Here is a 25,905-nt window from a genome sequence, read left to right as displayed (position 1 = left end):
ATAATAAGACGGGATGGAAACATGGCAGGCTCGATCAAGACCGTAGGCATTGTTGGCGCAGGGCAGATGGGCAGCGGTATTGCACATGTCTGCGCTTTGGCTGGATACGATGTTTTGATCCATGACCAGTCGGCCGATCAGATCGAAAAGGCCCTCGCCACCGTTAACGGCAATATGGCCCGCCAGGTATCCCACGGCAAGCTCGAGGAAGCGGAGCGTGTCAAGGGAATGTCGCGTATCCGTCCGGCCTTGCGGATGGAGGACCTTTCCGGTGTCGATCTTGCCATTGAAGCAGCCACGGAAGATGAGACCGTAAAACGCAAGATTTTCGCGCAGCTTTGTCCAAACCTCAATCCGGAAGCCATCCTCGCCACCAACACGTCATCGATCTCGATCACACGCCTTGCTGCGACCACCGATCGCCCGGAACGATTCATCGGCATTCACTTCATGAATCCGGTTCCGGTGATGCATCTCGTGGAGCTTATTCGAGGCATCGCAACAGAGAACGTCACATTCGAAAGTGCCCGGGAATTTGTCGCCAGCCTCGACAAGACTATTACCGTATCGGAGGATTTTCCGGCATTCATCGTCAATCGCATCCTGTTGCCGATGATCAACGAAGCGATTTACGTGCTCTATGAGGGCGTCGGCTCGGTCGATGCCATCGATACCGCGATGAAACTCGGCGCCAATCACCCCATGGGACCGTTGCAGCTGGCCGATTTCATCGGCCTCGATACCTGCCTGTCGATCATGCAGGTCCTTTATGACGGTCTGGCGGATTCCAAATATCGCCCCTGCCCACTCCTGGTAAAATATGTCGAGGCCGGTTGGCTTGGACGCAAGGCCGGCCGCGGCTTCTATGATTATCGGGGCGAACATCCCGTTCCGACGCGCTGAATGTCCTCTACGCATGACTGTTGAGATTCATGCCATGACCCGACGAAAATGGTGGGTTTCGAGCACCGGAGCGCAGAAAAACGCCATTTGCAGGCCGTCAGAGCGTGAATATCGATGAGCGGCGACGATAGCACGCCGTACGATCCGGATACACGGCGCTTGTCCAAAGTCCTTGTCGAGATCGGCGCGGATCCCGCGACGAGAATATCGTTCGACGACATTCTCGACGCCTTGTCTGAACGCAGTTTCGGCGCGCTGATGATTCTATTTGCGGCGCTCAATCTTGTGCCGCTTCCTCCGGGCACTTCCACGATCTTCGGCATTCCGCTGGTGCTGCTCTCGATCCAGATGCTGCTCGGCTTTGAAAAGCCGTGGTTTCCAGCCTTCATGCGGCGCAAATCAATGCAGGTTGAAACGTATCGCCGGTTCATTGCAAGGCTGGAGCCCATGCTTGTTCGCTTTGAAAAGCTGGCACGCCCGCGCTATTGGTTCGTTCCGCAAATGATCGTCGAGCGTGCCGTCAGCATCGTCGCGCTGCTGATGTCGCTGATTGTCATCCTGCCGGTCCCGCTCATCAATCAGCTGCCGGCGCTCAGCATTGTCCTTTTGGCCATCGGCCTTGGCGAACAGGATGGCGTCTGGCTCGGAACAGGCCTTTTGGTGGCAGCGCTTGCTGCAGGCATCGCCATCGGGCTCGGTGCCTCGGTTGGGCTCGCGGCTCTGCACATTTTTGGATAAATATGACTGAAGAGAAAAAGATCACAATCTATGTCGACGCCGATGCCTGCCCGGTCAAGGCGGAAATTTACCGCGTTGCCGAGCGCTATGGCGTCAAGGTCTTCGTTGTCTCCAACTCGATGATGGCAATTCCGCGCGATCCGATGATCGAGCGTGTCATCGTCAGCGATGGCTTCGACGCCGCCGATGACTGGATCGCGGAGCGCGTCTCGCGCGGCGATGTGGTGGTGACGGCGGACATTCCGCTCGCCAGCCGCTGCGTCAAAGCCGGGGCCGACGCCATTTCGCCGACCGGGCGCGCCTTTACCGAAGCCTCCATCGGCAACACGCTCGCAACACGCAATCTCATGGACGAACTGCGCTCCGCCGGGCAGATCACCGGCGGTCCGCGACCATTTTCCCTGAAAGATCGTTCGAGCTTTCTTTCCGCGCTCGACCTCGCTATTGTGCGTTTGAAACGTGCGGGCTTCACCTCCTGACGGGAGTGCGGATGGGAGCTATGCGTTTCTTGGCATTGACGGAACGCGTCGCAGGCTCTACGAGAGCGCAACAAAGCTACATGCGTGCCGCTCGTGCTCCCATTGACGCCGAGCCAACCACACGCCCAAACCAGCACTGAAAGTTCATTGATGACTATTTTTGATTCTATCGCTCCGGCGTTGTCCGGTGCATTGGCAGCCCGTGGCTACGAGACCCTGACGCCGGTGCAGACCGCTGTTCTGGCTCCGGAAGCCGAGGGCGCCGACCTCCTGGTCTCCGCCCAGACCGGCTCCGGCAAGACCGTCGCCTTCGGTATCGCCATCGCACCGACCTTGCTTGAAGGCGAAGACCGCTTCACATCCATTGGCGCACCTTACGCGCTGGTCATCGCCCCGACGCGCGAACTGGCATTGCAGGTTCGCCGCGAACTCGAATGGCTCTACGAGCCCACCGGAGCGCGCATCGCCTCCTGCGTTGGCGGCATGGACATGACCAAGGAGCGCCGTGCGCTTCAACAGGGCGCGCATATCGTCGTCGGCACACCCGGTCGTTTGCGCGACCATATCACCCGCGGTTCGCTCGACATGAAGGAACTGCGCGCAGTCGTGCTCGATGAAGCCGACGAGATGCTCGATCTCGGTTTCCGCGAAGACCTCGAATTCATTCTCGGCGAAGCGCCCAAAGACCGCCGCACCCTGATGTTCTCGGCAACGGTACCAAAACCCATCGCCTTGCTCGCCAAGCAATTCCAGAAAGATGCCTTGCGCATTTCCGCCACGAGCGACCGCGAGCAGCACGCGGATATCGAATACCACATCATGCCGGTGGCGCCGCGTGAGCGCGAAAACGCCATCATCAATTCCCTGCTCTTCTATGATGCACAAAACACCATTATTTTCGGATCGACCCGCGAGGCGGTGAAGCACCTGACCAGCCGTCTGTCCAATCGCGGCTTTTCCGTCGTTTCCCTTTCAGGCGAACTCAGCCAGGCCGAGCGCACCAACGCCCTGCAGGCGATGCGCGATGGCCGTGCCCGTGTTTGCGTTGCGACCGATGTTGCGGCGCGTGGTATCGATCTGCCCAATCTCGATCTCGTCATTCACGCCGACCTGCCGAACAATTCCGAGACGCTTTTGCATCGTAGCGGCCGTACCGGACGCGCGGGGCGCAAAGGCATTTGCGTCTTGATCGTGCCGGCATCGCGCCGCCGCACCGCCGAGCGCCTGCTGCAGGGTGCCAAGCTGTCGACGACCATGGTGCCGCCACCGGATGCCGATGCGATCAACAAGCGCAACCATGACCGCATTCTCAATGACCCTTCCCTGACGGAAGTCGTGAGCGAGGAAGAGGCCGGATATGTAGCCGAATTGCTCGGCCTGCATTCAGCCGAACAGATCGCAGCGGCCTATCTGCGCCAGCAGATGGCGGCGCGCCCTGCCCCGGAAGAACTTTCCAGCACGCCGTCCCATGTCCTCGAACCGATCCGCAAAGGCAGTTTCGAGGATCGTCCGGGCCGCGGCGAGCGTACGTCGCGCTCGGATCGTTTCGTTGAGTTCGAAAGCGGCGCATGGTTTTCCTTGAGCGTTGGCCGCAAACAGCGCGCCGAGCCGCGCTGGCTCCTGCCGCTGATCTGCAAGGCCGGCGATATCACCAAGACGGATGTCGGCTCGATCAAGATCCTCGAGACGGAGACGCGTTTTGAAATCACAGCCAGCAAAGCCGATGCCTTCATGGCGCGGATCAAGCAGTTCGGTTCTGGCGAAAAGGGTGTGAACATCACGCGCAGCGAAGGGGCTGGGCCTTCATCGCCGCGTCGTACTGAGGGCGGCGACTTCAAGCCGAGGAAGCAATTCGGCGAGAAGCGCGAATTCGACAATCGCAAGCCACGCTCGAATGACGAGAAGCCCAGGACCGATTGGGCGGCCAAGCCAGCCAAGGCGAAGCCGGAAGGCTGGACCACAGAAAAGCCTGAAAAGCCGAAGAAAACACCAAAAGAACGCAAACCAGGCGAACTGCATGGCTTTGACAAGTACAAAGCCAAGAAGGCACGGAAAGCCGCAGCAGGAGGAGCTGAGTAATTCAGCGCGTTCGCATAATCTAAAAAGGCTCCATCTCACGATGGAGCTTTTTTTATGCCCGGGATTGTTTCAGGAATAGCGCTCAGCGGCCTTCACGATCGGAAGGTTGCGCTCCCTGACGCCGCCCTCTCCGTCATCCTCCTCCCTCTCCGTCATCCTCGGGCTTGACCCGAGGACCCACACTTCGTGCAGAAACAAGAGCTCGACGCTGCCATTTGGAAATTCCAATGGGTCCTCGGGTCAAGCCCGAGGATGACGGAGTGGGAGGTATTTCCCGACTTAAAATCCCCCACTGAACCAAACTGGCACGATCATTGCTTATATGATGGATGCGGGCACGTATGTCCCGCAGCCCATGATTATTTGCCATCTTATATTTTTGTCATTCACGGTCGATTATTCAAAATACGACCCCCAGTTGAGGGAATTATTTACAATGACGCAATGGTTGAAACCAGGCACGCGCTTGGCGTGCAGACTTGCACAAACAGCGTGCATATCTGCAATGCTTGTTGGCGCTTTATCAGGCTGCAATGAGGATAAGACACCAGCCTCCGGCTCGACATTCGATGTGCCGGCACCAGTCGCGATTGCCGAAAAGCTCATCATCTCAGAAGAGCCGGTCGTCGGCACGGCCACAGAAGTTCCGGAGACCGAGCCGAAAAAGCTGGTAACCGATGGCGGAAAAGCAACACCTCTGGTCGACCCTGCCGGCAAGGCGGCGCGGTTTACCGAGGTTGCGCCAAGTACGACGGATGGCGACACATTCGTGCCCTCAGGCATGATCGACTATGATCTGGGCAATCTCGTATCGTGGTCAAACGATACTTGGCCTGTCATAGACTTTCGCAAACCCACGGATAACGAGCTCTTTATCGCTCCGATCAAAGGCTGGATACAATACCCTGTGGCGGCCGCAGAGCTTGAGGCGGCACAACTCGGGCCGTTTCCGGTCATCATCTTTGAACACGGAATGGGAGATCATGAAACGAGCTATAAGGGCTATGACTATCTTTCCGAAGAACTCGTCAGCCATGGCTATGTCGTGGTCTCGATCCACGCGGGTCGAAACAATGCCATGGGCGATGCTAGCAGCCAATCACGCGGCCAATTGATCCTGGGTACGCTGGACCGCCTGCGCCAAATCGATAGCAACGGCCAGATCGATAGCGACGGCAAGCCCGGCCTGCTCAATGCCTTGCAAGGCAAGCTCGATTTTACCCGCGTCGGGATTATGGGCCATTCGCGCGGCGGGCAAGGCGTTTCAGCCGCTATCAAACTCAACTTGTCCCGTTTGGGCACAAACGCAGACAACCTGCAAACCGCCCTGAAGGATAGTCCTACCTCCTTTTTCTATTCCTATCCGGATCTGGCCGCCGCTGTCACAGCGGAGATCAAATTCCAACCCGCGGTGGAGGCAACGCCTGAGACGGTCGAGCCAGCCACCATTGACGAGGCAAAATTCGCACTCGCTTTCGAGAAGTACGGACCGTTTCTTCAGGGTGCCACTGCAGACAGCATAAAACCAGCCTTGCTCAAAGCCCCCGCTGTCCTTGGAAAACTTTTTCCTTTTTTTGCCGACACTGTCGTACCGGAGGTCACGCATCCGGCTGTGGAGGCCAAACCCGAGGTCAAGGCAGCACCTGCCAGCCTTGACAAGCAGAAGTTCGATGCAGCGCTAAAAAAATACAACATCTATTATGCAGCGGGCAAGGAGGCTGCAGAGCCCTATGATTTCAAGGCGGCCTTCATGCTGGCGCCGACAGATTTTGATGGCAATCTTGGCCTGAACAATGTTCCATTGGTAAATTTGCTGCCATCCTGCGATGGGGACGTGGCTGATCTCGAGGGTGCATTGGCGTACGATCACAACCGGTTTGGCCCCAAAACCGACACCGCACCGCGCTATCAAATCCTGGTGAAGGGAGCGAATCACGATTTCTACAACAGAGAATGGGGCAATGATCGTGTGGGTGAATATTGTAGCGAGACGCGCCACGACAGAATTAGCCTGAGCCGGCCTAACCAGGAGCGCAACGGGCTTTTTCTTATCAATTCCTTCATGCGCTACCATGTAGGAGGCGAGCAAAAATTCGCGGCCTACTGGAACGGTCATGCGCAATTGCCTGAGGCCGCTTGCGAGAAAGGGATAAAAACCTGCGATGAACGTGTGATGCTGACCGTGCAGAAGAGCGATCGCAAGCGAAAGCTTATCCAACGCTTCGAAAAGGCTGACAGCCTCCACCGTAATCAACTTGGCGGGGCTATCGCGTTTTCTGGCCTTGATAGCGGCGGTCTTGTGCGTTGCGACATGTCTCTGGGCGGTGGCGTAGCCAGCAACTGCAGTTCTCCACAATTGCCGGAGTTCAAATATGCCGGTTGGGGTGCATCAGGCTTTCTCTCGGTTGCCGATCATGCCGAGTTGATCTGGTCGCAACCGAACGCTGTTATAAAAACTGATCTTACGGGGCTCTCCGCCAAGGGCATGGATTCTCTGACCTTCCGCATTGCGGTGGTGCATCCGATAGGCCAGGAAGTGTTGGTGACACTTACCGACAACGCCGGTAAAACGGCAACTGTGACCGCAAGTGATTTCAGCGATGCTCTATACAATACACCGCGCAAGATGGGCGACGGAATACCCCTCGTCGACCATATTGACGACGAGCAATGGATAGGAAAGCTGCGACAGCTTCTGAACATGGTCGCCATCCCGCTGAAGGCCTTCGAGGGCATCGACTTGACCAGCCTCAAAGAGCTGAAACTCGTCTTCCCCAAGGAGAGCGGCAAGGTCGCGATCACCGATATCGAGCTGCAGAATCTCGGACGGGACAAGCCTGCGCAGAAACTCGCCAAGCAATAGCGAGCCGCTACCTCTTGCCCTCTCCTCGATGGGGAGGGTAGAACCGCACGTCGGGGGTGCGATAGGGTTTCAGGTTTTGACTGAAACGCTCTCCCTCTCCGTCATCCTCGGGCTTGACCCGAGGACCCATTGGGATGCCCGAATCACAGCGCTGCGTTCGTGTTTCTTCAAGAAGGTGTGGGTCCTCGGGTTTAACCCGAGGACTTAGGATGACGGAGGTGGTGGAAGAAGAGTGTGTTCACCTGACAGGCTCTACACGCTCACCCCAAGTTCTTTCAGCCGCTTCACCGCCGTTGGCGGCATGGGCGGCGGATTGTCCGACTTCGCTGCTTCGATCAGGAGCTCGTCGCAGGCAGCTTCGGTGACCTCTTCGAGCTTCTTCAAAAACGCGTCATTGTCGAGACCCGGCTGGATCGGCGGCAGGATACGGCAGCGGATGACACCGGGATAGCGCATGAACTTGCGGCGCGGCCAATAGAGGCCGGCATTGTGCGCGATCGGAACGACGGGAACACCGAGTTCGCCATAGATGTGCGCAACGCCGTATTTGTAATGCGGCGGCGCACCCGGCGCGGTCCGTGTGCCTTCAGGATAAATCATCAGCTGCCGGCCTCCGGCGACAGCTTCGCGCGCGCCCCTCACCGCCACTTTCATGGCCGCGGAGCGCTTGCCGCGATCGATCGGCACCATTTTCATTTTCTGAATGTACCAGCCGAACAGCGGAATCCAGGTCAGTTCCCGCTTGAGGATATAGACCGGATCGGCGATGTGCGGCAGGAAGGCATAGGTGTCCCAGAAGGATTGGTGCTTCGGCGCACATATATACGGACCATCCGGAATATTCTCCAGCCCATCGATGTGGACGTCTGCGCCGACGATCACCTTTTGCAGCCACAGATTTGATTTCGCCCAGTTTTTCGGAACGCTCCACGCCTGCTTGCGCGGGCTCACGAAATAATAGGGCGTGAAGATGATCATCCGGATGATCAAATTCAGGTAGAAGAGTGTGTTGAAGGCGATTGATCGAATGATCGTCATTTAGGTCAGGACTCGGGATAGGGTTGGCCTGCGCCTTCCTATACCAATGTAGCCTTGCCGTGAACTCTCAAAAAGTCTTCGCGCCAAGCTTGAACCCGAACAGGCTATCGGGGAGATGCGAGCGAACTTCAGCACCAAGATATTTCATATATTCGACCAGAAGCACCCGCACCACCAGGCCGCGGGAAATCCAGTCCCCGTCTCGCAGGTTGGTGTTGATAATCGGATAGGGGATGAATTCGATGTCCTGCGAGACGCGCCGGAGTTCCACCATCGTGCGGGGGATATGGTAGTTGTTGGTGACCACGATCACCCGCTTGTACTGGTTCGAATGGGCCCACTTGACGCTCTCGGCCGCATTGCCGACCGTATCCAGCGCCGAACGGTCGATATCGACACAGCATTCGAACAGGGTGGCGTCGCCGCCCGTCACACGCTGCAATTCATTGCGATTGGTCGTTGGATGCACGCCACTGATGAACAGGCGCTCGCCACGCTTGTTCTTGAGGAGATCGAGGGCCCCTTCGATCCGGGAATAGCCGCCGGTCAGAACGATTATCCCATCGGCAGGCCGGGTAAGGTCCGGTGCCTCCAAGGTGGTGACGCGATCGGCAAAAAGAATGAACCCGCCGATGAACAGGACAAGGCCGAGAACGCAGACGATGAACAGCGGCAGCACGATGCGCCTGCGGATGAACGCGAGCAGCCGCCCGCCGCGCGTAGTAGCGATGTGATCTTGCTGGTTGCCGTCGTTTGCGCCGCCCATGATGGATTAGAAATGCCTTGTTCGAGGTTTGTTCTTGTTCTGACTAAAAAGAGTGCCGGGGCTCAGCTTTTGTACAATCCGGATATTAAAATGAATGAAATGGCATCAGGTTTCGTGACTTTCGCCGCTGCGCCCGTCAACCCGTCTCAAATGCGCTATGACCGTCATTCTTGTTGTAATCATGGTCAGGATGCTGACCGCCAATATGATGAGAACGACGCCCGTATAGCCGCCTGATCCAATGGAAAAATTGCCGAAAAGCGCCGTCGCCTGATCTGCCTCGGGCGTCGCCAGATTGTGTGATGACCACCAGCCGATACACAGGAAAATGATGATGGCAAGCGCGCCGCCGCAAGCGGCACCTTTTAGCGCCGTCCAGAAGAAGTGCCGCTCGAACTGACGCGCAACGAAATTCTGGTCGGCACCGATAAAATGCAGAACCTCTATGATATGTCCGTTGCCGGCCATTGCGCCACGTGTCGCGAAAATAACCGTTAGCACAGTCGCTGCGACGACGAGCGCAAGCACCGCCATGCCGATCAGCACCGTCGAACGCGCCATGGAAACGAGCCGGTCGACCCAGTTGCGATGATCGTCGAAACTGGCGCCCGGAACCTCCTTGACCAGCGCCGCGCGAATTGCCGCGAAATCCGGCGGTGAAGCTTCGTCGAGCGTGACGATCACCAGCCTTGGCACCGGCAGCTCATCGATATCGAGACCGGTTCCAAGCCATGGCTCCAGCAGACGCTCAGTGGCGGCACGGTCGATGATGCGCGTCGATTTCACCCCGGTAAAACCCTGCGCAATGGTGCTCGCCTGGTTAAGCAGCGCCTCCATGTCCTGGCCCTCGACCGGACGTATCTGGATGGTGGCCTCGGTCGAAATCTGGCTCTGCCACGTCGCCGCCGTCGACTGAACGAGACTGACGGCGCCAATGGTCAGGCAGGCGAGAAAAGTCATGATGGCGATGACGATCATCAGGGCGTGGCCAACGACATTGCCGGCGGGCACAATCGGCGCCTGTCCGCTTTTGGCCTGAAACCGCTCCATGGCACGGCCAATAAGATCGAGTGCCAGATATTTGATGCGGGCGGCGTCAATCATAAATGTCGAGCCTCCCCTGATCGAGGATCATGCGCCGCGCATTGATCTGGTCCATCAGCGTCAGATCATGCGTCGCGATGACGACCGCCGTGCCCGAGCGGTTCAGCTCGCCGAAAAGCCGAAGCAGGCGCCTCGCCAGCGGCGGGTCGACATTGCCGGTCGGCTCATCGGCGAGCAGAATTTCAGGTTGATCGATCAAAGCCCGCGCGATTGCCGCGCGCTGCTTCTCGCCGCCGGAAAGGACCGGCGGCAGCACATGCATGCGTTCGCCAAGGCCAACCCAGTCGAGAAGCTCTTCGACTTCGGCGCGATAGGTCGCTTCCTCCTTGCCGCGCACACGCAGCGGCAGCGCCACATTCTGATAGGTGGTCATGTGATCGAGCAGACGGAAATCCTGGAAAACCACGCCAATGCGTCGCCGCAACAGCGGCATTTCCTTCGACGAGATCGTGGCGATATCCTTGCCAAAGACGTTGATCAGGCCGCGCGTCGGTTTCAGCGTCATGAACAACAGCCGCAGCAGTGACGTCTTTCCAGCACCCGACGGGCCGGTCAGGAACTGGAACGACCGCGGTGAAATATGGAGGCTGACATCACGCAGAACCTCCGGGCCCATTCCGTATCGCAAACCGACATTCTCAAAGCGAATCAAGCGTAACTTTCCAATCTCGTGTCCATGCGTGTTCTATTTTGTGTGGACGGATTTGGCCACCCATCAAACGCAGCCGGGCATCGGCCAAAACATTAATTTTTGTGGGATAGGCTGTCCCATGATTCGGAAAAAATTGTCTGCATGAGGGCAGACGATGCCAAAACCGTATTTTGCAAAGATCGATACAATGGAAACCAAAGATAATCTGAGTTTGAATGCTGTGCCTTCCATCGACAAAGGTGGTGCGGAGGATGTCGATTTCGAGACATTGGCACGCGGTCCTGTCACCAAGGAGGCTGGGGCTGAGACATGGCAACGCCTGTTGCCCAGCGATGAAGCGATGACGATATTGCACGCGCGCGAAAGCACGGAACTCAAGGGGCCGGGCTTCGGCTATTGGGTAGTGGTCGCGTTGGTTGCCGTCTCGGTCTTCTGGATAACCGGCGGCCATACATTAATGTCCGGAGCGTCACCCGCTGACGATCCGATGCTGACCACAGGTTCCGTTGCACATAAGAACGAACTCGCGCGCTAGATTTCCAGGCGGCGATCGGGCTATAGCAGTTGCATATCGGTCAGAACCCGTTGGAAAGTAAGTTTCCAACGGGCTCTCAATCAGGAAGAACTGTATGCCAAAAGTCGGCGGAAAAACTATCGAGGTCCTTTTCAGCGCCGAGACGATCGCGGAGCGGAACCTCGAACTTGCCAGGGCAATCGTTGCCCGCAACTTCGAGAACTTGCTCGTGATCTCGATCCTCAAGGGATCTTTCATCTTCGCCGCAGACCTCATCCGCGCCATGCATGATGCGGGAGCGGAACCGGACGTGGAGTTCATAACGGTATCGAGCTATGGCAAGGGCACGGAAAGCACCGAAGTGCGTTTGCTCCGCGATATCGACAGCGATGTGCATGGCCGCGACGTGCTTCTGATCGACGATATTCTTGAATCCGGGAAAACGCTGAAGTTCACCCGGGAACTCATGCTGGAACGCGGCGCACGCAGCGTTTCCATCGCGGTGCTGCTCGACAAGAGCGTCAAGCGCAAGACCGACATCGAAGCCGATTTCAAAGGTTTCGAATGCCCGGATTATTTCGTGGTGGGATACGGCATGGACGTTGGCCATTCATTCCGGCAACTGCCCTATGTGGGTGTGGTCGCGGATTAGCTCGACGTCCCACCCTCCCCCTTGTGGGGAGGGACGGAGCGGAGCGACGGGGAGGGGTCTTGCTTGCTGCTTTAAAAAAGCCCCTCCCTGCTGCTTCGCAGCTTCCCTCCCCACAAGGGGGAGGGTATGGCGCTAACCTTATGCGATTGCGCTAAATTCAATCGAATTTCAGCAATCTCTCCAGATAGTCTTTTTCCATCTGCGGGCTCAGCGCATTGCCGAGGCGCTTGCGGATTTCCTCCAGGATTTCGCGTGCCCGCTGGATATCCAGATCTTTGGGGACGATATTCTTGGAGTCGTCGAAGAAATCTCCCCTGGAGCGTTGCCGTCCCAAGGGATCGAGCCTGCCATTTTGCTGCTGCTGTCCGTTGGGTCCGCCAGTCTGGCCTTCCTGACCCATGGCCTGCTGCATCTGCTTCATCATATCCTGCCCGCCGCGGCGCAAGGCATCGAGTGCATTGCTCTGCCGGTCAACCGCCTGTCCGCCATCCGCATCGCCCAGTGCCTTCCCCGCCTGGCCCATGGATTTGTTGGCATCGCCGAACCCTTCACCGGGATTGATACCGAGCCCTTTCAAATCCTTCATCATTTGCTCGAGATCAGACTGCAGCTTGCCCTGGCCTTCCTGCAGGCCGCGCAGGGCCTTGGCGATATCCTCTTCGGACATTTGGCCTTGCTGGCCCTCCTGGCCGTTTTGACCCTGCTGGCTTTGGCCTTGGTCCTGCTGCATGCCGTTCTGACGCTGTTGCTCAAGCCGGTTAGTCTGGTTCATCATCTCCTGCTGGCGCCGCATCAATTCGCCCAGCTTGTCCATCTGCTGTCTCATCTGACCTTGGCCCTGCTGATTTTGCTGCTGCTGGCCCATCTGCAGATTGTTCATCATGTTTTCGAGTTCGGAAAGCAGCTGCTGCGCCTGATCCTTCGCGCCCTGCTTGGCCAGATCCTCGATGCGGTCGAGCATGCGGTCTATGTCCTCCTGCCGCAGTTCCATCGCGTTAGGATTTGGCATTTGAGCCATATTCGGGTTCTTCTGGGCTTTCTGGGCAAATTCGCGCAGATACTCGTTCATGGCGCTGCGCAATTCTTTCATGCGCTTTTCGATTTCTTCCTGGCTTGCACCCTGTTCGATCGCTTGCTTCAAGGCTTCCTGTGCCTGACGCAGGCGCCGCTCGGCGTCCGAAAGCGCGCCATCTTCGATGCCACGCGCGACTTGCCACATATAGGCGACGACATCGCGCAACTGGTCGTCGCTGCGCGCGAGATTGAGCCGCGAGCGCACGCTGCGCAAAGCGAGGTAATGAGACGCGTTCTTGATCGTCTCTTCCGGCCAGATGGTGATCGCATCGAGCATATCGAGCACTTGCGGCTTGGCATTGGCGTTGAGCGCCAGCATGCGACGCTGTTCCACGACAGCCTTGGCCAGCGGGTTGGCGAAGGGGCGTTCGGGCATGACGAACGTCTTGGTCTCGCTTCTGGCTTCCTGTTTCGCATCGTCGGTCGCGACCAGGGTCATACGAATTTCGGAACCAGCCCATGGATGCTCGGTGAGATCCTTGGTGGTCGTGGTTTCCTTGGGCTGATCGCCGCGCCGCGGCAGTGCCAGAGGCAGGTCGGGCGCTTTGAAGAGCGGTCGCGCATCCTTGTCGGCAGGCAATGCCTGCTCGATTTGCGCCACCGCGCTCGATGCGCCGTAATCATCCTTGATTTCGTAGGAAACCTCCATCGTGCCGTTGGCAGCACTGGAAGGATCCTTGGTGAAACGGATGGAAGGCGGCTGGTCGGGCGTTACGGAAAACGCCCATTCGGCAAGCGGGTTGCCATCATCTGACAGGCTGACGGTGCTGTTGGCACCGATCGGCAGTTCGAAATTACGCGGCCGGGCTTTGGCAGTCGTTGGATTGTCTTCCGGCTTGCCTTGGTCCTTCGCCGCAATATCGGTTGCCTCCCCATCCATCGATGTCTGGGTGACCTTCTCCGATCCGCTGCCGCCGATAATGCGGACGATAAGCGTGCTGTCCTGCGGAATGGTGAACTGTTTTTCTTCGTCATTGGCTGCCGCTGTCAGGAAGAGCGGTGCGCGTCCGGTATAGCGCGGAGGCGTTACCCAAGCATCGATACGGGGCGGAATGGCTTCACTCTTGCTATGACTGCGGAATGCATCGTTGACGCGGCCGCCGAGCGGCCCGCCGGAAAAGGCAAAGGCGACGACGAGAAGCAGGCCGACAATGCCGCGCAATGCCCAGGGATCGCGTTCCGGAATACGGGTTTGCGGCAGGCCGCTCTTCAGGTTCTGGATGCGCTCGGCCATGCGCTTGCGATGTTCGTCCCACAGCGCTTGAGCAAACGGATCAATGGTCTTGTTGACGAGCTCTTCCGACTGGATAGTGATCGGCTGGTGATCGAGCGTGTTGACGCTTTCCAGCCGCTGGCTGATTTCCGAGTGATCGGGAAGGCGGAATCTCAGCAGGAGATAGAGGCAGAGGGGCAGCGAGAGAACAAAAAGTCCGAGCAGTGCCAGTCGCAACGCGTCCGGAATTATCCGGAAGATACCGAACCAGGACAGGCACAGGAAAACGGCAACGGAAAGCAGCAGCGGCAGTACCAGCGGCCACAGGCGTTCGAACACAACGGTCAACCATGTAGACAAACGGAGGCGATCGATACTTTTGAAAATATCGAACCTAAACCTTTCAGCGTCCCGTTTTTCGGGGTGTTGATCGGTCATACGCACTCCATCTCGCCGGCATCGACGGTGCCGGCATCATAGAACAATACCATTCATCATGGCAAAGGCGAGGCCTTGGGGTAAAAATGCGATCATAGTTTTGTGTAGAGGGGCAAGATGCCCCTCCCCGTCGCTTCGCTCCGTCCCTCCCCACAAGGGGGAGGGTCAGGCGCTAGCTCATACATCCCGGAGATTTGCATGTACGTACATCAAGGGTGCGACGGTCCTACCCTCCCCCCTTGTGGGGAGGGAGGCTGCGTAGCAGCAGGGAGGGGTCTTTCTTAGGACTGCTATAGCCAGTCTGGCACCGAATCCAAGCCGATCAGCTCGTCATACGTCGTCCTGGGCCGCACCACATGGAACCGGTCGCCATTGACCAGAACCTCCGGCACGAGCAGACGCGTGTTATAGGTGCCGGCCTGTACTGCGCCGTACGCGCCTGCCGTTCCGATAGCGATGAGATCGCCCGGAGCCGGGCGCGGCAGATCGCGATCGAGGCCAAGATAATCGCCGGTTTCGCAAACGGGACCGACAACATCGCCGCGAATACGCGGATCGTTGACCGCAGGCTCCTTGACCGGGCGGATGATATGAAAGGCGTCGTAAAGCGTCGGACGGATGAGATCGTTCATGGCCGCATCGACGATGATGAAATTCCGCGCATCGCCTTCCTTGAGGTAAATCACCTCGCTGACCAATATACCGGCATTGCCGACGATGAGACGGCCCGGTTCGAAAATGGTCTTCAGGCCTAGGGGCTTGATGTGCTTTTGCACGATTTGCGCATAGGCATCTGGCAGCGGCGGCGGGTTATTGTCGAAATGATAGGGAATGCCCAAGCCACCACCGAGATCGACATGCTTGATATCGTGGCCGTCCGCCTGGAGCTGCGCAACCAGTTCGGCCAGCAGCCGGAACGCATTGTCGAACGGCTCGAGATCGGTGATCTGGCTGCCGATATGCATGTCGATGCCGGTGACCTTGAGACCGGGCAGCTTGGCGGCATGCGCATAGATCGTGCTGGCCTTCGCAAGCGGAATGCCGAACTTGTTCTCGGATTTGCCCGTGGAAATCTTCTTGTGGGTCTTGGCGTCCACATCCGGGTTTATGCGTAGCGATACCGGCGCAATCTTGCCGGCAGCAACCGCGCGCCCGGAAAGTATTTCAAGCTCCGGCTCGGATTCGACATTAAAACAATGAATGCCTGCTGCCAGCGCATAATCCATTTCGCCGGGCTTCTTGCCGACGCCGGAAAAAACGATCTTGTTGGCCGGGATGCCTGCAGCCAGAGCGCGGCGCATCTCTCCCTCGGAGACCACGTCGGCGCTTGAACCGAGGCGAGCCAGTGTCTTCAGGACGGCTTGATTGGAGTTGGCCTTGAGCGCGTAGGCGACGAGCGTATCCATATCGGCGAACGCCGCCGAGAAGACCTTGAAATGCCGTTCTATCGTCGCTGTGGAATAGCAATAGAAAGGCGTTCCGACCGCCTTGGCGATATCGGGAATGCTGACGCCCTCGGCATGGAGAACGCCGTCTTTATAGTCGAAGTGGTTCACGTACGTGCCTAGATCAACGGGTCGAGGATGAAACGCTTGTCCTGAACCGGCGGTTTTTCCGTCTTCGGCTCGCCGGGCATCGTCGTAACAGACGCCGGCGGCAGCTCAGGATCGCCCTTTCGGCCGCAAGCCGAAACAGCGCTTAAAATTGCAATCGACATCAGTATTGTCGTCAAAAAAGAACGGCTCGTCATAAGTTTGATCCCGAATGGCGTTTACTCTGTCTAGCGTATGAAGGCGCTCTTTGCACCCCCATCGCCAGCCAATATTGTTTTAGAGTTTTGCGATGCGCTTTTGCCAGAATTTGATCTGGCGGCGTACCTCGCCCGGCGCCGTACCGCCATAGGATTTGCGGCTGCGCACCGATTTGTCGACGGTCAGATAACCGAACACCGCATCGGTGATGCCGGGATGTATCGCCTGCAGATCCTCCAGCGACAGCTTGCCGAGCTCGGCTTTCTTCTGTTCCGCCAGTGCGACTGCGCGTCCGGTCACGTGATGCGCCTCGCGGAAAGGCAGGCCGAGTTCGCGTACAAGCCAGTCGGCAAGATCGGTCGCAGTGGAATAACCAGAACCGGCCGCTTTTTTCATTGCGGCGGTGTTGATGGTCATGTCGCCGACCATGCCGGTCATCGCGGCAATGCATAGTTCCAGCGTCTCCGCCGCATCGAAGACGGCTTCCTTGTCTTCCTGCATGTCCTTGGAATAGGTCAGCGGCAGGCCTTTCATCACCGTCAGGAGACCGACCAGCGAGCCTGTGATACGCCCGGTCTTGGCGCGCACCAGTTCGGCAGCATCGGGGTTTTTCTTCTGTGGCATGATCGACGAGCCGGTGGAGAAACTGTCGGACAGGCGCACGAACCCGAACTGCGGCGTCGACCAGATGACGATTTCTTCGGCCAGCCGCGACAGGTGCGTCGCGGTGATGGCGGCGGTCGAGAGGAATTCCAGCGCATAATCGCGATCCGAAACACTGTCGAGGGAGTTACGCGTCGGCTCGCGGAAGCCGAGCGCCTTGGCGGTCATGTGGCGGTCGATCGGAAAGCCGGTCCCGGCCAGCGCCGCGGCACCCAGCGGCGAATAGTCCATGCGGAGGGTGGCGTCCCGGACCCGGCTCAAATCGCGGCCGAACATCTCGACATAGGCCATGCAGTGGTGACCGAAGGTGACAGGTTGCGCCGTCTGCAGATGCGTGAAGCCTGGCATCAGCGTCGATGCATGTTCCTCGGCACGCTTCAAAAATGCTTCGATCAGCTTCTTCAGGGCAATCGCCGTCCTCTCGAATTCCGCCTTGACCCAGAGGCGGAAATCGACGGCGACCTGATCATTGCGCGAGCGCGCCGTATGCAACCGCCCCGCCGGTGCGCCGATCAGTTCGGCCAATCTCGACTCGATATTCATGTGGATGTCTTCGAGCTTGCGCGAAAACGTGAATTTTCCCGTCTCTATCTCTGACAATATCGTGTTCAGGCCCTTTGCGATCTTGTCGTGATCGTCCGCCGCTATTATGCCGGTTTTCGCAAGCATGGCAGCATGGGCAAGCGAACCCTGAATGTCCTGGGCGTAGAGTTTCTGGTCGAAGCCGATGGAAGCGTTGATTTCTTCCATGATCGCGGCGGGACCCGAGGCAAAACGGCCTCCCCACATTTCATTGCTGTTCTTGTTGTCGGACATGGGTAGCGCCTTGGGTGAGAAGCGAGAAGAGTAAAATGACGGACGGCAACGAAACGCAGAAAACGCCACGCGACAACAGCAGGAAGATCATCCTGTCTGCAGCACTCGCAGGCATTCTTGCCGGTGCGGTTGCGGTATACGTGATGGAACGCCCTTCTGGCAATATTGTCGCCGGCACAAACCCGTCCGCCGATCAATGCGCTTTGAAAACCGCGGATGCCAAGAAGATAGACGGGGCCGCCGTCGGCGCCGTTGCGGCCATGCGCGGCGCGGACTCACCTCAATCCATGTCGGCTTTGACTTTCACCGCTCCCGATGGAAAGCCTGCCCGCCTCGGCGATTTCAAGGGCAAGACGCTTCTCGTCAATCTGTGGGCAACGTGGTGCGTGCCATGCCGCGAGGAAATGCCGGCCCTCGACGCGCTGGAGACGAAGAAGGGCGGCGACAATTTCCAGGTAGTGACCATCAATATCGATACGGGCGATGATGAAAAGCCGAAGGCGTTCCTTAGCGAGATCGGCGTCAAGTCGCTGCAGCTCTATCGCGATCCATCGATGGGCGTATTCAACGATCTGAAGCGCAAGAACCTCGCTTTCGGCCTGCCCGTGACGATGCTTGTCGACAAGGACGGCTGCCAGATTGCGGCGATGAACGGTCCGGCCGATTGGTCCAGCGATGACGCTGCCCGTTTTGTCGATACAGCGACCGGCCTGTAGGTTGCAGGGTCTGGGCTAGCGATCGACGGCGGCGACGACTGCCTCCATCCAATGATCGCGGATCTTCATCTTGTGCATGTGCTCGAGCGTACTGTGCACATAGTCTTCATTGCGGCCCGATTGCCCCACAGAGCCGCGCACAGCCGTCGCAGCTTCGCTTACGGAAAGCCTGCCCGCATACTGAACATGGCTGCGGTCGACGATATAGGTCAGCGCCTCGACCTTGCGCCCGTCTTCGAGCTGTATGCCCAGCCGCCGTTCGAGATAGACATTCGTGACCAGCTCGCGCTCTCGCAAATAGGCGACAACCTCGTCCTCAAGATCGCCAGGGACGCGAAACGCCATTCCGAGGCAGGACCCGCCCCGGTCAAGGCCGAGCACCAGCCCCGGCCGTTCCGGCGTCCCACGATGCACATAGGAGCGCACGCACAGTGCCCTTCGATAGCCGTGCAGCCGGGCGTGCAGGGTCTCCACATGTGCAAAGCCCGGCTTCCACATCAGAGAGCCGTAGCCAAAGACCCAAAAATCGCCCATATCCGTCCTGATAGATTTGCCTGATAGATTTGCCTGAGAGAACTGTTTGAGAATTCAGCCCGGCGAGTCAGTTGATGTGGTTTTCGAGACCCGGAGCGCAGTGGACATTTGGTCCATGAGCACCGGAAGTGCAGAAAATCGCATCAAATGGCCGTCGGGGTGGATTGTCAACGGTCTCTCCCTGACCGATAGCGAGACCCGCCCCATGCCGTCAAGCACTGCCGAAAAGAGCCGCAAGCCTTCGAGACTTCCGATCATCATCGGCGCACTGATTATCCTTGCCGGCGTGATCTACACCGGCGGCTGGTACTATCTGGCCAATCAATTGGAAAGCCGGGTCGCGACGAATATCGCGGCGTTCAAGCAACAGGGTATTGACGCCACCTGCGAAAACGCCAGGGCGAGCGGCTATCCCTTACGGGTTGGTCTCGACTGCTCGAAAGTGGGTTGGGTCGACCAGGCCAAAAACATATCCATTACCGCCGGCAGCTTTCGTTCCGCGGCACAAGTCTACGACCCGCTAAAAATCGTCAGCAGCGTCGAAGGTCCTGCCGCGGTGGACGTGCCCGGCGCTCCGCCCCTCGACGTGAAATGGGAACATCTCGCCACGAGTGTGCGGCTCGACAAACCGCTTCCCAAACAATTGTCGATCGAAGGCAGCAATGTCATGGTCAATGAGCGCGGGAATGTGAGCAATCCTGTTCCGCTCGCCGTCATGCAGTCCGGGAAACTTGAGTTCAACACCGCCCAACCGCAGATGGATATCGCACTATCCTTCGACAAGTTGAAGATCGCCGACAATATTGTCCTCGACAGACCATTGCCCGAATTGACCGGCGCGGCCGATGTCCAGCTTGCCAATGGTTTCGCGCTTCTGGCAAAACCCGAGCATGACCTGTCGGTTCTGCGCGGCCAGACGGGAACGCTGCGCAAAGTCGAACTGTCCTTCGAGGATGGTAGCGGGATTGCGATTTCCGGTCCGTTTTCCGTTGCCGATGATGGACGCATCAGCGGCGATTTCAAGGTGACGATGCGCAATCCGGAAGGTGTCGCCAAAGTCATGCAGGGCATTTTCCCTGAAGCAGGCAATACGATTTCGACTGTTGTTCAGGCGATGGCGTTCGTTCCGAAAGACGCGAGCGGCGCGCCGACGCTGCCTATCACGGTGAAGAACGGCAAAATGTCGGTTGGCTTTATCGGTATCGGACGATTGCCTGCGCTTTAATTGAAGAATACGGCATCAGTCTTCTTCAAACAGGAACCGTTCATAATTTATCGAGCTATTGAGGACACGCAAAACATTAACTGTTTCGAGACCGACAACATAAAATATAGCGTAGTTGCCATGAACAGCCCGTCTGATGCTTGTCCCCTCGTGGCGTGACAGCAACGGGCTGGCCTCGGGAAAATCCCCGATAGACACGCAACGAGCCCGCAATTCATTCAGAAAGGTCCAAGCTCTCCGCGGATTGTCTTCAGCAATGTAGTCGCCGATAGCGAGCAAATCCAGGCGCGCTTCTTCTGTGAAAATGACCTTCAAAGGCCACGTTCTTCCGCCATCTTGGCGTAACGCGTTTTCAACTCGTCAAAGACATCTTCTAATGGCCGGATTCGGCCCGCCTCGACATCGGCCAAACCCCGCGCCAACGCAGCATCGAGTGCCGCCAAACGCTTTTCCCTCTCGTCAACGAGCCGGATACCTTCCCGCAGGACTTCGCTTTTCGAGTTGTACCGACCGCTTTCAACCAGCCGATTGAGCACGGATTCCAGATTGCCAAGTTCGACGCTTTGAGCCATTTGCCGTACCTCCATAGCCATTATATGAAGTTTCGATAATAGTTATCAAGTCAAATTTGATGTGCGACGCCACCAATGAACCGCCCATTCGCCGTCACGTCGAGCTCTGTCCTGCCTTTTGCCGTCCAAAGTCCGGAGCATCCACTTCCTGACCCGCATCGATGATGCCGCGACGAACCGCACGTGTCCGGGTGAAAAGGTCGAATAGGGCATCGCCATCGCCCCAGCGAACCGATCGCTGCAACGAGGCGAGGTCCTCGGAAAACCGCGACAGCATTTCAAGGATGGCGTCCTTGTTGTGCAGGCAGACATCGCGCCACATGGTGGGATCAGATGCGGCCAGACGGGTGAAATCGCGAAAACCGGAAGCCGAATATTTGATGACTTCGGAGTTCGTCACTTCTTCCAGATCGCTCGCCGTGCCGACGATATTGTAGGCTATCAGGTGCGGGAGATGCGATACGATGGCGAGGACGCGGTCGTGATGCAAAGGGTCCATCGTGTCGAGCCGCGAACCGCAGGCTTCCCAGAACTTCGTCAGCTTCGCGATAGCGTCCGGGTCCGTGCCTTCGAGCGGCGTGAGGATACACCAGCGGTTGATGAACAGATCGGCAAACCCGGCATCGGGGCCGGAATATTCCGTTCCTGCCAGCGGATGTCCTGGAATGAAATGCACATTCGCGGGAAGTTCCGGCTGCATCTGCGCAATCACCGAACCCTTGGTTGAACCGACATCGGTCACGATCGCGCCGGGCTTCAGCGAGCCGGCAATCTGCCGGGCCACGTCGCCTGACGAACCCACAGGTACCGAAACGATAACGAGATCGGCGTTCTTCACCGCCTCTGAGCTATCAAGTGTATAGCTATCGCCGAGGCCAAGCTCCCTTGCCCGAGCCAGTGTGGCTTCGCTGCGGGTGGAAATGACGATCTTGTCGGCAAGTCCCTCGCGCTTGATGACGCGCGCCAGCGACGAACCGATGAGGCCGATGCCGATCAGTGCGATTGTATTAAAATGAACGTCGGACATGTTTCTATGACCTGTAACTGCGCTGAGATTCGCGCTATGACGCGGCGAAGATGGTGGTTTTCGAGCACCGGAGCGTAGCGTACTTTAAGGTACGTGAGCACCGGAGCACAGGAAAACGCCATTTGCAGCCCGTCATGGTGTGAATCTACTTTAAGAACTCAGAGAGTGCGGCGATTACGCCACGATTGGCTTCTTCGGATCCAATGGAAAGGCGCAACGCGTTCGGAAATCCGTATCCCGTGACGCGGCGCAAAATATAGCCTTTGCTCGTAAGGTAAGCGTCTGCCTTCTCTGCCGATTTCGCCGGATCTTCGGGAAAGTGCACGAGAAGGAAATTTCCGACCGACGGCGTGACCCGAAGCCCAAGCCCGGTCAATTGTTCGGTGAGCCAGACACGCCATGTCTCGTTGAACGCGGCAGCTTCGGCGACATGTGCGCGGTCGCGGACAGCGGCACTGCCGGCAAGAATGGCCGCCGAGTTCATGTTGAAGGGGCCGCGAATGCGATTGACCGCATCGATGACGTGGACGGGTGCGAACATCCAGCCGATGCGAAGCGCCGCCAGGCCATAAATCTTGGAAAAGGTCCGGGTCATCACGACATTCTCGAAGGATGACACGAGTTCGACACCCGCTTCGTAGTCATTACGGCGCACATATTCTGCGTAGGCAGCATCAATTACCAGCAGTACATGCTTCGGCAGGCCGTCATGCAGACGGCGTACTTCTTCGAAAGGCAGGTACGTGCCGGTCGGATTGTTTGGGTTGGCAAGGAAAATTATCTTCGTGCGCGGCGTGACCGCGCTCAGTATGGAGTCGACCTCGGCCCGTTCGCTATTTTCGCGTGCAACAACCGGCGTCGCGCCTGCAGCCATGATGTAGTTTCTGTATACCAGAAAGCCATGTTCGGTGTAGATCGCCTCGTCGCCGGGCGAAAGATAGGTCTGGCAAAGCAGGCCAAGCAGTTCGTCAGAGCCATTGCCGCAAAGAATGTTCCCGGCATTTAGACGGTGCACATCGGCGATCGCCTTTTTCAGTTCCGTTGCCTGTCCATCCGGGTAGATCGCAAGCTTCCCAGCAGCCTCACGAAAGGCATCTATAGCGTGCTTGCTGGCGCCGAGCGGCGTTTCATTTGCCGACAGCTTGTGGACCTTCGCGACACCCGGAGCATGTTCCTTGCCGGGGACATAGGCTGCTACGTCAAGTATACCGGCTTTCGGAGTTGGGCGCATGTCTTGTCGTGTCATAATTCTTCGGGTCCGTAACGGGCAAAAGCACCGTGCGGACATAGCTGCATGGAGCCCGGATGTCGAGAACAACTTGACTTTGCGCGAACTGCGACCATACCTACGCGCGATCACGCCCTCAATTGCGCAGACATGACGAAAATCAGCCGACCAACCGCTAAAAAAGCTCAGCAAAGCCAGGAAGCGACAAATCCCCACAGTCCGGTGGTGGATTTTGGCGCCGGCAAGCCGTTGCACCTGGATAGCGGTGTGTCGCTTTCGCCGTTTCGTATCGCCTATCAGTCCTATGGCGAACTCAACGCCGACAAGTCGAACGCAATCCTCGTCTGTCATGCGCTGACTGGCGATCAGCATGTCGCCAATGTCCATCCCGTAACCGGCAAGCCCGGCTGGTGGGAGTTGCTCATTGGCCCGGGCAAACCCATCGATACGGACCGCTATTTCGTGCTCTGTTCCAATGTACTCGGGGGTTGCCTTGGGTCGACAGGCCCGGCCTCGATCAATCCCGAAACAGGCAAGGCCTATGCGCTTGACCTTCCGATCATCACGATAGCGGACATGGTGCGTGCCCAGGCGATGCTCATCGAGCACTTGGGCATCAAACAGCTTTTTGCCGTGATCGGTGGATCCATGGGCGGCATGCAGGTGCTGGAATGGGCGTCGAGCCATTCCGACAAGGTATTTGCGGCCGTGGCGATCGCGACCGGTGCGCGCCACTCGTCGCAGAATATCGCCTTCCATGAAGTGGGCCGGCAGGCGGTCATGGCTGATCCCGATTGGAAGGAAGGCCGCTATCTCGAAGCCGGCACTGTTCCGCGCAAGGGTCTTTCGGTCGCCCGCATGGCGGCGCATATCACCTATCTGTCCGAGACCGCCTTGCACAACAAGTTCGGACGCAATCTTCAGGACCGGCAGAAACTGACCTTCGGATTCGACGCGGATTTCCAGATTGAAAGTTATCTGCGCCATCAGGGCACGACGTTCGTCGAGCGCTTCGACCCGAATTCCTATCTCTACATGACCCGGGCGATGGACTATTTCGACTTGGCGGCGGAACATGGTGGCCGCCTTGCCGATGCCTTCGCTGGATCGAAAACCCGGTTCTGCATTGTTTCATTCACCAGCGACTGGCTATTCCCGACCGGCGAAAGCCGGACAGTCGCCCATGCGCTGAATGCGGCTGGCGCGTCGGTGTCCTTCGTCGAAATCGAGTCGGATCGGGGCCACGACTCGTTCCTGCTCGATGAGCCCGAGATGTTTTCCACGATCACCGGATTTATCCGCTCTGCTGCCCGCGCCAGGGGGCTTTTGCCGTCATGAGTGTGAACGTCCATCCCCGCGTCGATTTTGCCGTCATCGCTTCGCTGGTCGAGCCGGGATCACGCGTGCTTGACGTCGGCTGCGGCGATGGCGAACTGCTGGAGCTTTTGCAGAGTACCAAGGATGTGGATGGACGCGGCGTCGAGCTCTCGCAAAAGGGTGTCAACGAATCGGTTGCGCGCGGCCTGTCGGTCATCCAGGGCGATGCCGATAGCGATCTCAAATATTATCCGGATGGCGGTTTCGATTATGTGATCCTGTCGCAGACCTTGCAGGCGACCCGCAACCCGAAGAATGTCCTCACCGAACTTCTGCGCATTGGCGAAAAGGCCATCGTGTCATTTCCCAATTTCGGGCATTGGCGGGTTCGCGCATCGCTCGCGGTCAACGGTCGCATGCCGGTCACCAAAGACCTGCCCTATAGCTGGTACGACACGCCGAATATCCACTTCTGCACGATCAATGATTTTGTCGACATGACCAAGGAAGTCGGCGCAGTGGTCGAGTCCGCCGTCGCGTTGAATGCCTTGGGAGAGCGCCTCGGATTCAACATGCCATGGGGGTTCTGGAACCTCTTCGGCCAGCAGGCTGTGTTTTTGCTCAAACGCTAGTGAACCCTGTTTAGGATTTACGCAAGAATCCTCGAATCTCACACGAAGAGTTGCGATTCCGGTGCAAGAATCATCGATTCCGCCGCAAGAATTTCAATCAATGCGGGTAATTTGATTGTGCCGACGCGAACTGGCGCTTGCCGTACCTTGCGGTGAGAGCACCGGTACGAACACACGCCGCGACGCACGCTTGGCAACGGGCAGCCCCTGATAGATGCGTTTTTGCGCCTCAACGATCAATACGCCAGAGAACATCGGCCAAAAACGACGGCCTACCCGCTCAAACAATGAGGAAGGCCGCATCATCGCTTTTCGCGATGACGGCGGGAAGAACAGAGCTTCGCCCCACGGTCCGGGCGTGAAGTTTGCCTCCCTCAGGAGACGCGTCAGCTGACCTCGGCTGTAGGGGCGGCCGCTGCCGAAAGGCGTATGTTCGAACCTTGCCCATAGCCCGCGCCGGTTCGGAACGACGATGACGAGCCGGCCGTTGGGCGCGAGAACACGCCACATTTCCTTCAATGTTTCGCGTGGATCTTCCGCATGTTCCAGCGCATGTACCATTAGTACTCTGTCCACTGCGGAGTCGGGCAGAGGCAAATCCTCTTCGAATATCAATGCTGTAGCGGATGGCTCAACAGGCGGCCAGCTGGCGGCGCCCTGCCCGGCCGGCATGAAGGCGAATGTGCGTTCTGTGTCGCCGCGGAACCGGTCGAGGTAAGGTACGGCGTATCCGAGACCAACCAGCCGCTCGCCTGGCAGCTTCGGCCAGAGCGGCACCAAGGCCATCGTAATAGAGCGCTCGGTCAGATGGCCGAGCGTTGAAGCGTAAAATGAGCGAAGATCGATGATGTCGAGATGCATGGTCGCAACGTAACATGGAAGATGAGAACATCAAGAAATGACATGGGTTG

The 25,905-nt window shown here is 57.8% G+C and carries 26 protein-coding genes; 11 read left to right on the top strand and 15 right to left on the bottom strand.

Annotation, left to right across the window (positions count from 1 at the left end):
• Positions 1 to 21: 21 nt before the first annotated feature.
• The 4 genes from FHS21_RS22695 (at position 22) to FHS21_RS22680 (ending at position 4,199) form a co-directional block, all read left to right on the top strand.
• Complete coding sequence (locus FHS21_RS22695; protein ID WP_112523472.1) at positions 22 to 903, top strand: 3-hydroxybutyryl-CoA dehydrogenase; 882 nt, start codon at positions 22 to 24, stop codon at positions 901 to 903.
• A 114-nt stretch (positions 904 to 1,017) separates the two neighbouring features.
• Positions 1,018 to 1,641, top strand: a complete 624-nt coding sequence (locus tag FHS21_RS22690) for an exopolysaccharide biosynthesis protein (protein ID WP_112523475.1) — start codon at positions 1,018 to 1,020, stop codon at positions 1,639 to 1,641.
• A 2-nt stretch (positions 1,642 to 1,643) separates the two neighbouring features.
• Positions 1,644 to 2,120 (top strand): YaiI/YqxD family protein, encoded by a 477-nt coding sequence (locus FHS21_RS22685; protein ID WP_183664089.1) that lies wholly within the window; start codon positions 1,644 to 1,646, stop codon positions 2,118 to 2,120.
• Between the two features lie 150 nt (positions 2,121 to 2,270).
• The gene (locus tag FHS21_RS22680) at positions 2,271 to 4,199 is read left to right on the top strand and encodes a DEAD/DEAH box helicase (RefSeq protein WP_183664087.1); all 1,929 of its coding nucleotides are present in this window, start codon (positions 2,271 to 2,273) and stop codon (positions 4,197 to 4,199) included.
• A gap of 69 nt (positions 4,200 to 4,268) precedes the next feature.
• Here the strand turns inward: FHS21_RS22680 and FHS21_RS22675 are convergent, their stop codons facing one another.
• The gene (locus FHS21_RS22675) at positions 4,269 to 4,427 is read right to left on the bottom strand and encodes a hypothetical protein (RefSeq protein ID WP_183664085.1); all 159 of its coding nucleotides are present in this window, start codon (positions 4,425 to 4,427) and stop codon (positions 4,269 to 4,271) included.
• Positions 4,428 to 4,704: 277 nt separating this feature from the next.
• Here FHS21_RS22675 and FHS21_RS22670 point away from each other — a divergent pair, with 277 nt between their 5' ends.
• Positions 4,705 to 7,062: an alpha/beta hydrolase family protein gene (locus FHS21_RS22670; RefSeq protein ID WP_183664083.1), complete on the top strand. Its 2,358-nt coding sequence runs from the start codon at positions 4,705 to 4,707 to the stop codon at positions 7,060 to 7,062.
• 252 nt (positions 7,063 to 7,314) lie between these two features.
• Here FHS21_RS22670 and FHS21_RS22665 read toward each other — a convergent pair whose 3' ends face one another.
• The 4 genes from FHS21_RS22665 to ftsE all read right to left on the bottom strand — a co-directional run bounded on the left by FHS21_RS22665 (position 7,315) and on the right by ftsE (position 10,586).
• Positions 7,315 to 8,100 carry a lysophospholipid acyltransferase family protein gene (locus tag FHS21_RS22665; RefSeq protein ID WP_183664081.1) on the bottom strand — a complete coding sequence of 262 codons (786 nt, stop codon included), beginning with the start codon at positions 8,098 to 8,100 and terminating at the stop codon, positions 7,315 to 7,317.
• Positions 8,101 to 8,167: 67 nt separating this feature from the next.
• Positions 8,168 to 8,866, bottom strand: coding sequence for a YdcF family protein (locus FHS21_RS22660; RefSeq protein WP_246411146.1), 699 nt, complete (start codon positions 8,864 to 8,866; stop codon positions 8,168 to 8,170).
• Positions 8,867 to 8,971: 105 nt separating this feature from the next.
• A complete protein-coding gene (locus FHS21_RS22655; RefSeq protein ID WP_112523493.1) occupies positions 8,972 to 9,970 on the bottom strand; it encodes a cell division protein FtsX in 999 nt (332 codons plus the stop codon).
• Positions 9,963 to 10,586: a cell division ATP-binding protein FtsE gene (ftsE, locus tag FHS21_RS22650; protein WP_245426436.1), complete on the bottom strand. Its 624-nt coding sequence runs from the start codon at positions 10,584 to 10,586 to the stop codon at positions 9,963 to 9,965. The genes FHS21_RS22655 and ftsE overlap by 8 nt, the downstream gene beginning before the upstream one ends.
• A gap of 190 nt (positions 10,587 to 10,776) precedes the next feature.
• On the opposite strand from ftsE, the gene FHS21_RS22645 reads away from it, so the two are divergent.
• Positions 10,777 to 11,157 carry a hypothetical protein gene (locus FHS21_RS22645; protein ID WP_183664079.1) on the top strand — a complete coding sequence of 127 codons (381 nt, stop codon included), beginning with the start codon at positions 10,777 to 10,779 and terminating at the stop codon, positions 11,155 to 11,157.
• 94 nt (positions 11,158 to 11,251) lie between these two features.
• A complete protein-coding gene (hpt, locus tag FHS21_RS22640) occupies positions 11,252 to 11,788 on the top strand; it encodes a hypoxanthine phosphoribosyltransferase (protein ID WP_112523501.1) in 537 nt (178 codons plus the stop codon).
• Positions 11,789 to 11,945: 157 nt separating this feature from the next.
• Here hpt and FHS21_RS22635 read toward each other — a convergent pair whose 3' ends face one another.
• The 4 genes from FHS21_RS22635 to argH form a co-directional block, all read right to left on the bottom strand.
• Entirely contained in the window at positions 11,946 to 14,513 is a 2,568-nt protein-coding gene (locus FHS21_RS22635) for a TIGR02302 family protein (RefSeq protein WP_112523504.1), read from the bottom strand.
• Positions 14,514 to 14,803: 290 nt separating this feature from the next.
• On the bottom strand, positions 14,804 to 16,069 hold the full coding sequence (lysA, locus tag FHS21_RS22630) for a diaminopimelate decarboxylase (protein WP_183664077.1): 1,266 nt from the start codon (positions 16,067 to 16,069) through the stop codon (positions 14,804 to 14,806).
• Between the two features lie 8 nt (positions 16,070 to 16,077).
• Positions 16,078 to 16,263 carry an LPS translocon maturation chaperone LptM gene (lptM, locus tag FHS21_RS22625; RefSeq protein ID WP_112523509.1) on the bottom strand — a complete coding sequence of 62 codons (186 nt, stop codon included), beginning with the start codon at positions 16,261 to 16,263 and terminating at the stop codon, positions 16,078 to 16,080.
• Positions 16,264 to 16,342: 79 nt separating this feature from the next.
• A complete protein-coding gene (argH, locus tag FHS21_RS22620) occupies positions 16,343 to 17,743 on the bottom strand; it encodes an argininosuccinate lyase (RefSeq protein ID WP_112523512.1) in 1,401 nt (466 codons plus the stop codon).
• Positions 17,744 to 17,778: 35 nt separating this feature from the next.
• Here argH and tlpA point away from each other — a divergent pair, with 35 nt between their 5' ends.
• Complete coding sequence (gene tlpA, locus FHS21_RS22615) at positions 17,779 to 18,459, top strand: thiol:disulfide interchange protein TlpA (protein WP_112523515.1); 681 nt, start codon at positions 17,779 to 17,781, stop codon at positions 18,457 to 18,459.
• A 15-nt stretch (positions 18,460 to 18,474) separates the two neighbouring features.
• On the opposite strand, the gene FHS21_RS22610 is transcribed toward tlpA, so the two are convergent.
• Complete coding sequence (locus tag FHS21_RS22610; protein WP_112523518.1) at positions 18,475 to 18,993, bottom strand: gamma-glutamylcyclotransferase; 519 nt, start codon at positions 18,991 to 18,993, stop codon at positions 18,475 to 18,477.
• Positions 18,994 to 19,108: 115 nt separating this feature from the next.
• On the opposite strand from FHS21_RS22610, the gene FHS21_RS22605 reads away from it, so the two are divergent.
• The gene (locus FHS21_RS22605; RefSeq protein ID WP_183664075.1) at positions 19,109 to 20,218 is read left to right on the top strand and encodes a DUF2125 domain-containing protein; all 1,110 of its coding nucleotides are present in this window, start codon (positions 19,109 to 19,111) and stop codon (positions 20,216 to 20,218) included.
• Between the two features lie 15 nt (positions 20,219 to 20,233).
• Here FHS21_RS22605 and FHS21_RS22600 read toward each other — a convergent pair whose 3' ends face one another.
• The 4 genes from FHS21_RS22600 to hisC all read right to left on the bottom strand — a co-directional run bounded on the left by FHS21_RS22600 (position 20,234) and on the right by hisC (position 23,063).
• Positions 20,234 to 20,533, bottom strand: coding sequence for a type II toxin-antitoxin system RelE/ParE family toxin (locus FHS21_RS22600; RefSeq protein WP_112523524.1), 300 nt, complete (start codon positions 20,531 to 20,533; stop codon positions 20,234 to 20,236).
• Complete coding sequence (locus tag FHS21_RS22595) at positions 20,530 to 20,790, bottom strand: type II toxin-antitoxin system ParD family antitoxin (protein WP_112523527.1); 261 nt, start codon at positions 20,788 to 20,790, stop codon at positions 20,530 to 20,532. Before FHS21_RS22595 ends, FHS21_RS22600 begins: the two co-directional genes overlap by 4 nt.
• Before the next feature lie 94 nt (positions 20,791 to 20,884).
• Positions 20,885 to 21,817, bottom strand: a complete 933-nt coding sequence (locus tag FHS21_RS22590; RefSeq protein WP_183664073.1) for a prephenate/arogenate dehydrogenase family protein — start codon at positions 21,815 to 21,817, stop codon at positions 20,885 to 20,887.
• A gap of 145 nt (positions 21,818 to 21,962) precedes the next feature.
• A complete protein-coding gene (hisC, locus tag FHS21_RS22585; RefSeq protein WP_183664071.1) occupies positions 21,963 to 23,063 on the bottom strand; it encodes a histidinol-phosphate transaminase in 1,101 nt (366 codons plus the stop codon).
• Between the two features lie 132 nt (positions 23,064 to 23,195).
• Here hisC and metX point away from each other — a divergent pair, with 132 nt between their 5' ends.
• Positions 23,196 to 24,383, top strand: coding sequence for a homoserine O-acetyltransferase MetX (gene metX / locus FHS21_RS22580; RefSeq protein ID WP_112523533.1), 1,188 nt, complete (start codon positions 23,196 to 23,198; stop codon positions 24,381 to 24,383).
• On the top strand, positions 24,380 to 24,994 hold the full coding sequence (gene metW / locus FHS21_RS22575; RefSeq protein WP_112523535.1) for a methionine biosynthesis protein MetW: 615 nt from the start codon (positions 24,380 to 24,382) through the stop codon (positions 24,992 to 24,994). The genes metX and metW overlap by 4 nt, the downstream gene beginning before the upstream one ends.
• Positions 24,995 to 25,087: 93 nt before the next feature.
• Here the strand turns inward: metW and FHS21_RS22570 are convergent, their stop codons facing one another.
• The gene (locus FHS21_RS22570; RefSeq protein WP_112523538.1) at positions 25,088 to 25,855 is read right to left on the bottom strand and encodes a class I SAM-dependent methyltransferase; all 768 of its coding nucleotides are present in this window, start codon (positions 25,853 to 25,855) and stop codon (positions 25,088 to 25,090) included.
• Positions 25,856 to 25,905 lie beyond the last annotated feature (50 nt).

It is taken from the genome of Phyllobacterium trifolii (assembly GCF_014192095.1).
Lineage (GTDB): Bacteria > Pseudomonadota > Alphaproteobacteria > Rhizobiales > Rhizobiaceae > Phyllobacterium > Phyllobacterium trifolii.
Note: the sequence above shows the minus strand (reverse complement) of the source record. Positions and strands in the feature narration are given on the sequence as shown.